Origin of the sequence: Polaromonas sp. (assembly GCF_031411155.1) — a bacterium.
Taxonomy (GTDB): domain Bacteria; phylum Pseudomonadota; class Gammaproteobacteria; order Burkholderiales; family Burkholderiaceae_C; genus Polaromonas.
In genome coordinates, this window is sequence record NZ_JANOAL010000085.1 from 1 (window position 1) to 11,039 (window position 11,039).

The window sequence follows — 11,039 nt, forward strand, 5'->3', positions numbered from 1 at the left end:
TTCCCTTCATCTTGCAGGAAGCCGACGAAATACGCGATCACCAGCAACTGGACGTTGGCGCATTGCCGGTATTCACCGCCATGTCGCAAACGCAACTTTCCGGTTTGCTGGGCAAGGGCGACACCTTCATCTCGCAAGACCTGCAGAGCGCCACACTGTTTGGCGACTACCGGGTGGACGGCGCGGTGATGAACGTGGGCGGCTACAACGAGTACCTGGCGCGCCTGACTCGGCGCATCAGCCAAGCGCTGAGCGAGCCGCTGCCCAAGGGCAACAAGGTGGCAACGCATTTGGCCAAGCCCTACTTGCAGGTGAACACCGCCGAGCTGACGGGCTGGCTGGACGACTACATCTGGACGCAGCTGTTTGATGCGGCCTTTAACCCGCTGGATGATGAAAACTGGCGCTTGCTGCTGTTGCAGCCGGTGATGGACCACATCACCAAGGTGTTTGCGGTGGCGCTGCTGGAGTCCGAGCAAAAACACGTGACCGGCCAGACCGAAGTGTTTTTACGGCATTTAAGCGAAGTGCCCCGCCTGATGATGCGGGAAAGCCATTCAGTCGAGGTGTCGAAGTGCATTTACACCCGCCTGGCCTGGCCGGCGCAGAGCGGCGGACTGGAGCGCGCCTTCATTCACTGGGCGCAGGCCGACACGCAAACGCTGGCGTTTTGCAAGATCAGCGAAAACCGGCACACCTTTGCCCGTCTGCGTTACGTGAAAGACGACGGCCTGCCGGCGTTTTACTCGCCCGACTTCATGGTGCGCACCGAAGGCGCGATCTATCTGGTGGAAACCAAGGCGCAGCAGCAGACGATTCACCCCAACGTGCAGCGCAAACTCAAAGCCGCCATGGCCTGGTGCGAACGCATTAACGGGTTAGCCGAAGGCCAGCGCGGTGGCTTGCCCTGGCATTACGTGCTGTTGGCAGAAAACGTGCTGCTGGAGTGGCAGGCCAAGGGCGCAAGACTGGCGGAGCTGCTGGACTACGCGCGGCTCAGGCCTTTGGCGGACGCCTCGACCCAAGGCAAGTTGCTATGAACGACGCGCCTGGCAAAAGGCTGAAAGGACCAAAAAATTGGTTAAAAAGGCCTCTGGCCCTTGCAAAACATGCGCAGGCAGCTATTGTTTTTATAGCAAATCAATCGCCTTTAACGGCGCATCTGCTCGCTCTCGCGTCGCTGCTGCTCCATCGCGCGGCGCTGCACGCAGAGTGGGTGATTGGTGAACGCCGACCTGGCGCACTGCTCTGCCATGCAGATCTGAAAGCCGATCAGCACGCGGTCTTCGCAGGCCTGGCGCGGGCTGGCTGACGCCTCTCTGGCGGCAGGGGGGGGCGCCGGGTGTTCGGCGGTTTGGCTTGCACTTGCCACTTCGGTTCCGGATCTGGTTCCGGCTGCGGCGGCCCTGGCTTGGGCCTGGGCCTGTCTGGCCTGCTTTTCCTGGTCTTTGGCGAGCTTTTTGGCGGCGGCTGCGGCCAGCGCGGCCGAGGCTTTGGTTGCCGCCGGGGCTGCGGCCGGCGCGACGGGCGCAACGGAAGTAATGGGCACGGGGGCGGCTGCCAGCGTGGACGAGATGACCAGCGCGGAGCTGGGGGCTATGGTAGCTACGGGAGCGGCGGGCGCGGCGGGCACTTTGGGCGCGGCGCTTGTGTCGGGCAGCCTGGGGCTTACCGCCTGGCTTGCGCCAGCCACAACTTCGGTCTGCGCCGATTGCGCCGGCGGCGGTGCGCCAGGTCGCGACAAAAATGTCAAGCCCAGTCCGGCCGCGGCCAGCAAGGCCACACCCGCCAGCGCCCAGGGCGGGCGCCTGGCGGCAGGCCGGGGCGGGTCTGCTGCTGGTGGTGGCGCAGAGCGGGCCAGCGGCAGGGCCGGCGCCAGCGGTGGCGGTGGCGGCGGCAGTTGCACGGTGCTGTCCTGGCTGGCGACCTCCAGCTCGGGCGGGCTGGGCGGCATGGCTGGGCTGGGCGGCATGGCTGGGCTGGGCAGGATGGAAGCGCCGGCGGTCACCGAGGAGGCCGGCGCGACGGGCGCCTCCCTTGGCATGAACACGGTTTTTTCCAGCCCGGCCAGCGCTGTGGGCATGACCTGGGTGAGGGTGCCGCTGCCGGCGCCCGGGTCGGAGTCTTCGCCCGACCCGGCGCTGGCCAGCGCGCCGTGTTTTTTCAGCCGCCGCCGCGCCAGGTCGGCGTAAATGCCGGACGGAAACTTGGCCAGAAACACCTCGACATCCTCGATGTCGTTGGAGTCCTTGATGTCCTTCCAGTACACCAGCTCCAGTTCCTGCGTCACGGTGGACACGCCGGCGTTGGTGGGCTGCATGTCAATCAGCGCTTCGCCCGGAAGCAGGGTAGCGGTCCAGGTGGCGTTGCGGCCCGGCCCGGCCGAACTCACGGTGGGGGTGAAGGTCAGATCCGCCGCTTCGCTGCAAGCCGCCCGCAGCGCCGCATCAAAGGCCTGGGCGCTGGCAAAGCGCTGGTCGCGCGACTTGGCCAGGGCCAGCGCCACCACCGCATCGACGGCGGGCGGCAGCTGGGGGTTGAAATAGGTGGGCGCGGCCGGGTGGTGGGTGGCGATCTGCTGGATGATGGCAAAGTCGGTGCCGCCGTCAAACGGCCGCTTGCCGGTCAGCAGCTGAAACAGCACGATGCCGGCCGCAAACAGGTCGGCCCGGGCATCGACCGGCAGGCCCTGCACCTGCTCCGGCGACATGTACTTGAGCGTGCCGACGATGGTGCCCTGGGTCCGCGTGGCATCGCCCGAGTCCTGGATGCGTGCCACGCCAAAATCGGTCAGCTTGACGCGGCCGGCCGCATCGATCAGCAAATTGGCCGGCTTGATGTCGCGGTGAACAATGTTTTGCCGGTGCGCGTAGTCGAGCGCCGACAGCAGGTCGCCCATGATGGCCAGCGTCTGCTCCAGCGTGTAGAGCTTGCCCTGGTCGAGGTGGTTCTTGAGGTCGTCGCCCTGGATGAATTCCATGACGATATAGGCGATGTCGCCGTCGCGGCCGGCGTCGTAGACGCTGACGATGTTGGGGTGCTGCAGGCGCGCGGCCGAGCGGGCCTCGGTGCGAAAGCGCAGCTCGTAGTCGGCGGCCGCCTGTTCGGACAGGTTTTCGACGCGTATCGTCTTGATGGCCACGCGGCGCTCAAGGTTCGGGTCGCGCCCTTCGTACACCAGCCCCATCGCGCCCTTGCCCAGCACGCGGATGAGATCGTATCGACCCAGTTTGGTAAGACTCATGGGGATCTGGAGGTGAACGTGTCAAAAGCATACATATTGACACAATACATGAGCCAGCCGGCATCGGCTCACCGCTGTGGTTTTTTTGCCCCGCATTGATTCGCCGCTTCGGCGCATTAATGCACGCCATCCCACAGCAGCTTGATGCCGGTCAGCAACATGCCGATGTAAAGCACGCGGTAAAACCAGACCGGGCTGATGCGCCTGGCCAGCCGCACACCCATCCACACCCCCACCGGCGCCAGCGGCAGCAGCGCCAGCGAGGTCGCCAGGTTGCGCATGTCGAGCAGGCCCAGCCACGCATAGGGAATCCACTTGGAGAGGTTGATGACAAAGAAAAACGCCGCCATGGTGGCGGTGAATTTGACCGGGCTCAGGCGCAGCGGAATGACGTAGGCGCTGAGCGGCGGCCCGCCCGCGTGGGCCACAAAGCTGGTAAAGCCCGAGGTCACCGTCAGCATCGCGCCCAGCCATCTGGGCGGCGGCGGGCTGTCGGCGCGCGGCGCAAACAGCAGTCGCTGCGCCAGAAACAGCAGGGTGAAGCCGCCCACAATGGCGGCCACCATCCTGGCGTCCAGCAGCCTGAACAGCAGCGCGCCCACCACCGTGCCCAGCAGGCCGCAGGGCACCAGAAAGCGCAAAAACTTCAGGTCAAAGTCCTTGCGAAAAGCCGCCACGCCCAGCAAGTCCATCAGCAGCAGCAGCGGCATCAGAATCGCGGCGGCCTGCGGCACCGTCACCGACAAGGCTATCACCGGCACCGCCAGCGAGCCAAAGCCCGCCCCAAAGCCGCTTTTGCTGATGCCCAGCATCAGCACGGCCGGAATCGCCACGGCGTAAAAGAAGGGATCAGTGATCAGCGGGAAGTCCACGGCGGCAAGTCTTTCTGGCCCGCATGGCGCGGGCAGGCTGGGGCGAGGGGAACAAGGGTCGCCATGTTACCCGGCGCCTTGTCAGCGCGGCGACAATTGACGCATGTCTGATATTGAATCCTGGGGAGAAACGCTGCGCCTGCTGATCGAACTGCTGGGCACGGCCGCATTCGCCCTGTCGGGCCTGCTGGAAGCGGCGCGCAAACGGCTGGACGCGGTGGGCATTTGCGTGGTGGCTTTTCTGACGGCCTTCGGCGGCGGCACCTTGCGCGACCTGCTACTCGACCGGCGGCCTTTTTTCTGGGTCCAGCATGTCGAGCTGCTGTGGGGCGTGATGGCGCTGTGCGTACTTGCCATGCTGTTCCTGCGCCAGCACCATTTAGAGCTGACTGAAAAAGCAATCCAGTGGCCCGATGCACTGGGGCTGGGTCTGTTCACGGCCACCGGCGTTCACTTGGCGCTGATGGACCACCTGCCCATACTGGTCGCGGTCCTGATGGGCTTGACGACGGGCGTATTCGGCGGCGTGCTGCGCGACATGGTCTGCAATGAAGTACCGACGGCATTTCGTGACCACCGACCTTACGCCGTGTGCGCCTTCTCTGGCGGCTGGATATACGCGGGCCTGTGGCTGCTTGACACCCCGGGCTGGATGGCGTTGTTGGCCTGCATCCTCGTGACCGCCGGTCTGCGCATGGTGGCCCTGTGGCGAAACTGGGAACTGCCAGCCTGGCGCGTCTGACGCGTGTTTCCGGCAAGGCCAGTAGTTCGTTCGCGGCCAAGCCTTGAAAGGTTCATGGATGGATTCCTTTCAGTCGGGACTCAGCGGCTTGAAATTTCAGAGGCTCAAAAAAACCGCCCTCTTCATACGCGTTCAAGCACCACCGCAATGCCCTGGCCGACACCAATGCACATGGTGCACAGCGCGTAGCGGCCGCCGCTCTTGTGCAACTGGTTCACCGCCGTGGTGGCCAGGCGCGCGCCGCTGGCGCCCAGTGGGTGGCCGAGTGCAATCGCGCCGCCGTTCGGGTTGACGCGCGGGTCGTCGTCGCGCAGGCCGAGCAGGCGCAGCACGGCCAGGCCCTGGGCGGCGAAGGCTTCGTTGAGTTCAATCACGTCCATCTGGGCGATGGTGAGTCCCGTCAGGGCCAGCACTTTTTGCGTGGCGGGCGCCGGGCCAATGCCCATGATGCGCGGCGCCACGCCGGCCGTGGCCATGCCCACAATGCGGGCGCGCGGCGTGAGCCCGTTTTTGGCGGCGCTGGCCTCGTCGGCCAGCAGCAGCGCGCAGGCGCCGTCGTTGACGCCGCTGGCATTGCCGGCGGTGACCGAGCCGTCGGGACGCACCACGCCCTTGAGTTTGGCCAGCGTTTCCATGCTGGTGGCGCGCGGGTGCTCGTCCTTGCTCACGACGATGGCGTCGCCCTTTTTCTGGGCCATCGTGACCGGGGTGATTTCGGCGTCGAAGAAGCCGGCCTGCTGGGCCGCCACGGCTTTTTGCTGGCTGGCCAGCGCCATCTTGTCCTGGTCTTCGCGGCTGATCTTGTAATCGGTGGCGACGTTCTCGGCGGTTTCGGGCATGGCGTCGACGCCGTACTTTTCCTTCATCAGCTTGTTGACGAAGCGCCAGCCTATGGTGGTGTCGTAGATCGCGTTGGCGCGGGCAAAAGCGCTTTCGGCCTTGGGCATGACGAACGGGGCGCGGCTCATGCTTTCCACGCCGCCGGCGATCATCAAACCGGCCTCGCCCGACTTGATGGCGCGCGCGGCCGTGCCCAGCGCGTCCAGGCCCGAGCCACAGAGGCGGTTGATGGTGGCGCCGGGCACTTCCAGCGGCAGGCCGGCCAGCAGCGCCGACATGCGGGCCACGTTGCGGTTGTCTTCACCGGCCTGGTTGGCGCAGCCGTAAATCACGTCGCTGATGGCTTGCCAGTCCACGTTGGGGTTGCGCGCCATTAGCGCCTTGAGGGGAATCGCGCCGAGGTCGTCGGCCCGCACGCTGCTGAGGGCGCCGCCATAGCGGCCGAAGGGGGTACGGATGGCGTCACAGATAAAGGCTTGGTTCATGAAATATCTCCAGAAATTGAATGAGCTGCCGGGCCAGCCCGGGGGCGGCCCGAACGCGGGGTGAGTCAGGCGGCGATCGGCAGGCCCAGGAGTTTTTCGAGCTCGGCCAGCGCCAGGCCCTCGACCTTGTCGATCAGCTTGAGGCCTTGCGGCGTGCATTCGAGCGTGGCCAGCTCGGAGTAAATGCGCTTGACGCAGGCAATGCCGGTGAGCGGGTAGCTGCATTGCGCCACCACCTTGCTGTCGCCCTTTTTGGTCAGCAAGTCCATCATCACCCAGGTCTGCCTGGCACCAATCGCCAGGTCCATGGCACCGCCCACGGCGGGAATGGCGCCCTGCTCACCGGTGCTCCAGTTGGCCAGGTCGCCGGTGGCCGAGACCTGGAACGCGCCGAGCACGCAGATATCGAGGTGGCCACCGCGCATCATGGCAAAGCTGTCGGCATGGTGAAAAAACGACCCGCCCTTGAGCAGGGTCACCGGCTGCTTGCCGGCGTTGATCAGGTCGTAGTCTTCCTCGCCCTCGGCCGGCGCCGGGCCCATGCCGAGAATGCCGTTTTCGCTGTGCAGCACGACCTCGCGGCTGGCCGGTATATGGTTGGCCACCAGCGTCGGCATCCCGATGCCCAGGTTGACGCTGGCGCCGTCGTAAATGTCCTGCGCGACGCGGGCGGCGAGCTGGTCTTTGCTGCGTTTTTGGTAGGTGAGGGGTGTGCTCATGTCATGCAGCCTTCTTGAAACCGCCCGCCTGGGTGGCGATACGGTCAATTTTCACAATTTGATGGACGAAAATGCCCGGCGTCACGATGTGCTCCGGGTCCAGCGCGCCGAGCTCGACGATGTCGTGCACGGTGGCCACGGTTTTTTTGGCCGCCGTGGCCATCACCGGACCAAAGTTGCGGGCCGCCTTGCGGTAGGTCAGGTTGCCCCAGCGGTCGCCCTGCTCGGCCTTGATCAGTGCCACGTCGCCATAAATCGGCATTTCCAGCACGTACTGTTTGCCATTGATCTCGCGGGTTTCCTTGGCGCTGCCGTCGGCGTTTTTCGCCAGCTCGGTGCCGTAGCCGGTGGGCGAGAAAAACGCGCCTATGCCGGCCCCGGCGGCGCGAATGCGCTCGGCCAGATTGCCCTGCGGCACCAGTTCCAGCGCCAGCTGGCCGCTGCGGTACAGCGCGTCAAACACCTGGCTGTCGGCCTGGCGCGGAAAGCTGCAGATGATTTTGCGCACCCGCCCGGCCTTGAGCAGCGCCGCCAGCCCGACCTCGGCATTGCCGGCGTTATTGTTGACGACGGTCAGGTCCCTGGCGCCCTGCTCGATCAGGCCGTCAATCAGTTCGTTGGGGATGCCGGCGGTGCCAAAGCCGCCGATCAGCACGGTGGAGCCGTCTTTCACATCGGCCAGCGCATCGGCCACCGAGCGGGCAATCTTGTTGATCATTCAAAAGTCTCCTGAAGGGGCTAAAAATGGAAAGGATGAGACACGGTGCCGGCCACGAACTCTGGCTGCCGGCCGGCAAATATTTGTTCTATAGTCGAACAAGAGTTCGTATAATGAATTTTAGGAGATTTTTACCCTCATGGCAAATGCCGCCTCGACCCGCAGCACAGACCTCAAGCCCGGCGACGGTTATGTCCAGTCGTTTGCGCGCGGGCTGGAAGTGATTCGCTCCTTCAGCGCCAGCGCGCCGAGGCAAACGCTGACCGAAGTGGCCGGGCGCAGCGGCCTGAGCCGCGCCGGCGCGCGCCGCATCCTGCTGACGCTGCAGGCGCTGGGCTATGTGCGCAGCGATGGCAAGCTGTTTTCCCTGAGCCCGCGCATCCTCGATCTGGGCTTTGCCTATCTCTCGTCGATGCCGATCTGGGACCTGGCCGAGCCGGTGATGGAAACCCTGGTCGAGCAAGTCAAGGAGTCGTGTTCGGCGGCGGTGCTGGACGGCACCGACATCGTGTATGTGCTGCGCGTGCCGACACACAAGATCATGAGCATCAGCCTGGGCGTGGGCTCGCGCCTGCCGGCCTACTGCACCTCGATGGGCCGCATGCTGCTGTCGGCCCTGCCGCAGGACGAACTGATGGCCTGCCTGCAGGCATCAGACAGGACCGCGCGCACCCGCCACACCGTGACCGATGTGCCCGAACTGGCCGCCCGAATCGCGCAGGTGCGCAAACAGGGCTGGTCACTGGTGAATCAGGAACTGGAGGAAGGCCTGGTGTCGATGGCGGCGCCCATCACCAACCGGACCGGGCAAACCGTGGCGGCGCTGAACATCAGCGGTCAGGCCAACCGCACCAGCGCCAAGGTGATGCAGGAAACCATGCTGCCGCAGTTACTCGCTGCCGCACAGACCATCTCGCGCATGCTGGGCGTTCAGCCGGCCTGAAGGGGGCCTGGCAATTTGAGCCGTCAGGATTTTTTGAAACCCGCCACCAGCACGATGGCGCCCAGTGCCACGGCGCCCAGGCTCAACCACTGCGGAATATTGACCGATTCTTTTTCGGTCACCGTCAGCTCGATAGGGCCGATTTTGGCGGCGGTCGTGTCCTTGGTAAAACTGAAGCCGCCGGTAAAAAACCCGGCCAGACCGATCAGGATCAAAACAATACCGGCGATGCGTGCTGCGTTCATGAAAATCTCCTCGCCGGGTTGTGTGTCGTCGGACAGCCGCAGCCCGGAACTGCGCCACCCTCACGATGACTGTAAGCCGGTGTTCACAGGCTGTCTGTAGGACGCAACCGGCGCCTGTCGGGCGCGTGATACGCTAGTGCCCCATGTTCACCCCTTCGCAAGCCGACGTTCGCCGTTTTTTCTGCGCTGTTTATGCCAAAGCCCAGGCAGGACAACCGCTGGATGCTATTGAAACAATAGCAAGCCAGTGGCTTGACGAGCACCCCGAATACCATGCCGATTTTGCCGACGCCGAGGCCGCGCTGGAAAAAATGTACGCGGTGGAGGACGGCGTCACCAACCCCTTTTTGCACCTGTCCATGCACCTGTCGATCAGCGAGCAGTGCTCGATTGACCAGCCGCGCGGCATTCGCCAGGCGGTGGAGCTGCTGACGGCGCGGCGTAATTCGCTGCACGACGCGCACCACGAAACCATGGACTGCCTGGGCCAGATGGTGTGGGAAAGCCAGCGCGCCGGCCGCCCGCCCGACGGCGCGGCCTACATCGACTGCGTGCAGCGGCGCGCCACAAGGGATTGACGGCCCCCACGTTCGCTCACTTCTTGTAGCTCTCTGCCCCCCCAAGGGGGCTTTTTTTTCTAGGGGCGGCCCGGCGGAACACTGAGCCCAAAAAAAAGCCGCTGAGACGGCGGCTTTTTTGTACTTATGCTGCGTTCAGCGAAATTTGCCTTGCGGCACGACCTTGAGTTCGCCGTCGACGGACGACAGGTATTTGGCCAGTTGCTTCAGTTCGGTGTTGGTGTACTGCCTGGCCATGCCGGCCATGATGGCGTTGCCGCGGCCGACCTTGGGGTTGTTCTCGACCTTGTAGGACTTGAGCGCGACAAACAGATAGTCGGCGTGCTGGCCGCCAATCTTGGGGTAGGACGGGTCAATCGGCTTGCTGAAATTGGCGCCATGGCACGAGGAGCAGTTGGCCTTGTTGAGCAGGGCCTGCACTTCGGCGCTGGGTTCGGCCGGCTTGGCCGGCAGCTCGGCACCGGCCACCAGGCCACTGGTGCTGTAGTAGGCGGCCAGGTCGGCGATATCCTGATCCGACAGCGAGTCGGCAATGGCGCGCATGGTGGGGTGCTTGCGCTCGCCCTTTTTGTAGGCGTGGAGTGCCGACGCGATGTATTTGCCACTCTGGCCGGAAATCATCGGGACTTTGTACACCTCGGGAAACGACGCCTGGTAGCCCTTGATACCGTGGCAGCCGATGCACATGGCGTTCTTGGTTTCGCCTGCCTTGGCATCGCCCTTGGCCTCTTGAGCCAGGCCAGAGACCGTCACGGAGGAGACAGCCAATGCAAATATCGTGGTGAACAGCTTATTCATTTTGCGCGCACAATCAGGTGAGAATTCATCGTATAAAACAACCTTGGATTATATCTGGGCCTGCCTGGCCCGGACCCGCGCGAGCGACAGCCTGCGCAAAGTCTCCCTCAACCGCTGAACTGCTGACTCAAGAACATGAAATTCCAAGGCACCCAAAATTACGTCGCCACCGATGACCTGATGCTGGCCGTGAATGCCGCCGCCGCCCTGAAAAAGCCGCTGCTGGTCAAGGGTGAACCGGGCACCGGAAAAACCATGCTGGCCGAGGAAGTGGCCCAGGCGCTGAACCTGCCGCTGCTGCAGTGGCACATCAAGTCCACCACCAAGGCGCAGCAGGGCCTGTATGAGTACGACGCCGTCAGCCGGCTGCGCGACTCGCAGCTGAGCAGCCTGGACGGCGGTGAGAAAGTCAAGGACATTCACAACTACATCGTCAAGGGTGTGCTGTGGCAGGCCTTCACGGCCGACCAGCCGGTGGCGCTGCTGATTGATGAAATCGACAAGGCCGACATCGAGTTTCCCAATGACTTGCTGCGCGAAATCGACCGCATGGAGTTTTATGTGTACGAGACGCGCGAGTTGATCAAGGCCAAGCACCGGCCGCTGGTGTTCATCACCTCCAACAATGAAAAAGAGCTGCCCGACGCGTTTTTGCGGCGCTGCTTTTTTCACTACATCAAGTTCCCGGACGCCGAGACGATGAAGCAGATCGTGGACGTGCACTTTCCCGGCCTCAAGAAAGAGCTGCTGGCGGCGGCCATGAAAACCTTTTACGAGGTGCGCAACCTGCCCGGCCTGAAAAAGAAACCTTCTACCAGCGAACTGCTGGACTGGCTCAAGCTGCTGCTGGCCGAG

The 11,039-nt window shown here is 63.9% G+C and carries 12 protein-coding genes; 5 read left to right on the plus strand and 7 right to left on the minus strand.

The window, feature by feature from the left end; genetic code table 11:
* Positions 1-1,040 (plus strand): hypothetical protein (locus tag RMO23_RS05025; protein ID WP_309679084.1); only part of this gene is annotated, 1,040 nt, incomplete at its 5' end.
* A 110-nt stretch (positions 1,041-1,150) separates the two neighbouring features.
* Here RMO23_RS05025 and RMO23_RS05030 read toward each other — a convergent pair.
* The gene (locus RMO23_RS05030) at positions 1,151-3,244 is read right to left on the minus strand and encodes a serine/threonine-protein kinase (protein WP_309679085.1); all 2,094 of its coding nucleotides are present in this window, start codon (positions 3,242-3,244) and stop codon (positions 1,151-1,153) included.
* A 116-nt stretch (positions 3,245-3,360) separates the two neighbouring features.
* On the minus strand, positions 3,361-4,116 hold the full coding sequence (locus RMO23_RS05035; RefSeq protein ID WP_309679087.1) for a sulfite exporter TauE/SafE family protein: 756 nt from the start codon (positions 4,114-4,116) through the stop codon (positions 3,361-3,363).
* 103 nt (positions 4,117-4,219) lie between these two features.
* On the opposite strand from RMO23_RS05035, the gene RMO23_RS05040 reads away from it, so the two are divergent.
* On the plus strand, positions 4,220-4,858 hold the full coding sequence (locus tag RMO23_RS05040; RefSeq protein ID WP_309679089.1) for a trimeric intracellular cation channel family protein: 639 nt from the start codon (positions 4,220-4,222) through the stop codon (positions 4,856-4,858).
* Positions 4,859-4,980: 122 nt separating this feature from the next.
* On the opposite strand, the gene pcaF is transcribed toward RMO23_RS05040, so the two are convergent.
* The 3 genes from pcaF to RMO23_RS05055 all read right to left on the minus strand — a co-directional run bounded on the left by pcaF (position 4,981) and on the right by RMO23_RS05055 (position 7,620).
* Positions 4,981-6,183 carry a 3-oxoadipyl-CoA thiolase gene (gene pcaF, locus RMO23_RS05045; protein ID WP_309679091.1) on the minus strand — a complete coding sequence of 401 codons (1,203 nt, stop codon included), beginning with the start codon at positions 6,181-6,183 and terminating at the stop codon, positions 4,981-4,983.
* Between the two features lie 65 nt (positions 6,184-6,248).
* A complete protein-coding gene (locus RMO23_RS05050; protein WP_309679093.1) occupies positions 6,249-6,902 on the minus strand; it encodes a 3-oxoacid CoA-transferase subunit B in 654 nt (217 codons plus the stop codon).
* Between the two features lies 1 nt (position 6,903).
* Positions 6,904-7,620: a 3-oxoacid CoA-transferase subunit A gene (locus tag RMO23_RS05055; protein WP_309679095.1), complete on the minus strand. Its 717-nt coding sequence runs from the start codon at positions 7,618-7,620 to the stop codon at positions 6,904-6,906.
* Between the two features lie 139 nt (positions 7,621-7,759).
* Between RMO23_RS05055 and RMO23_RS05060 the strand changes: the two genes are divergently transcribed.
* The gene (locus tag RMO23_RS05060) at positions 7,760-8,563 is read left to right on the plus strand and encodes an IclR family transcriptional regulator C-terminal domain-containing protein (RefSeq protein WP_309679097.1); all 804 of its coding nucleotides are present in this window, start codon (positions 7,760-7,762) and stop codon (positions 8,561-8,563) included.
* A 23-nt stretch (positions 8,564-8,586) separates the two neighbouring features.
* On the opposite strand, the gene RMO23_RS05065 is transcribed toward RMO23_RS05060, so the two are convergent.
* Positions 8,587-8,808 (minus strand): hypothetical protein, encoded by a 222-nt coding sequence (locus RMO23_RS05065; protein ID WP_309679099.1) that lies wholly within the window; start codon positions 8,806-8,808, stop codon positions 8,587-8,589.
* A 143-nt stretch (positions 8,809-8,951) separates the two neighbouring features.
* On the opposite strand from RMO23_RS05065, the gene RMO23_RS05070 reads away from it, so the two are divergent.
* Positions 8,952-9,386: a DUF1841 family protein gene (locus RMO23_RS05070; RefSeq protein ID WP_309679101.1), complete on the plus strand. Its 435-nt coding sequence runs from the start codon at positions 8,952-8,954 to the stop codon at positions 9,384-9,386.
* A 135-nt stretch (positions 9,387-9,521) separates the two neighbouring features.
* Here RMO23_RS05070 and RMO23_RS05075 read toward each other — a convergent pair whose 3' ends face one another.
* Complete coding sequence (locus tag RMO23_RS05075; protein WP_309679103.1) at positions 9,522-10,184, minus strand: c-type cytochrome; 663 nt, start codon at positions 10,182-10,184, stop codon at positions 9,522-9,524.
* 135 nt (positions 10,185-10,319) lie between these two features.
* Here RMO23_RS05075 and RMO23_RS05080 point away from each other — a divergent pair.
* Positions 10,320-11,039: MoxR family ATPase (locus tag RMO23_RS05080; RefSeq protein WP_309679105.1), on the plus strand; the 720-nt coding region annotated here is incomplete at its 3' end.

What these genes read in the sequence shown, in the direction of transcription:
- RMO23_RS05030 (WP_309679085.1), bottom strand. Translation starts at nt 3,244, where the DNA reads ATGAGTCTTACCAAACTGGGTCGATACGATCTCATCCGCGTGCTGGGC.
- RMO23_RS05075 (WP_309679103.1), bottom strand. Translation starts at nt 10,184, where the DNA reads ATGAATAAGCTGTTCACCACGATATTTGCATTGGCTGTCTCCTCCGTG.
- RMO23_RS05060 (WP_309679097.1), top strand. Translation starts at nt 7,760, where the DNA reads ATGGCAAATGCCGCCTCGACCCGCAGCACAGACCTCAAGCCCGGCGAC.
- RMO23_RS05050 (WP_309679093.1), bottom strand. Translation starts at nt 6,902, where the DNA reads ATGAGCACACCCCTCACCTACCAAAAACGCAGCAAAGACCAGCTCGCC.
- RMO23_RS05070 (WP_309679101.1), top strand. Translation starts at nt 8,952, where the DNA reads ATGTTCACCCCTTCGCAAGCCGACGTTCGCCGTTTTTTCTGCGCTGTT.
- RMO23_RS05065 (WP_309679099.1), bottom strand. Translation starts at nt 8,808, where the DNA reads ATGAACGCAGCACGCATCGCCGGTATTGTTTTGATCCTGATCGGTCTG.
- RMO23_RS05055 (WP_309679095.1), bottom strand. Translation starts at nt 7,620, where the DNA reads ATGATCAACAAGATTGCCCGCTCGGTGGCCGATGCGCTGGCCGATGTG.
- pcaF (WP_309679091.1), bottom strand. Translation starts at nt 6,183, where the DNA reads ATGAACCAAGCCTTTATCTGTGACGCCATCCGTACCCCCTTCGGCCGC.
- RMO23_RS05040 (WP_309679089.1), top strand. Translation starts at nt 4,220, where the DNA reads ATGTCTGATATTGAATCCTGGGGAGAAACGCTGCGCCTGCTGATCGAA.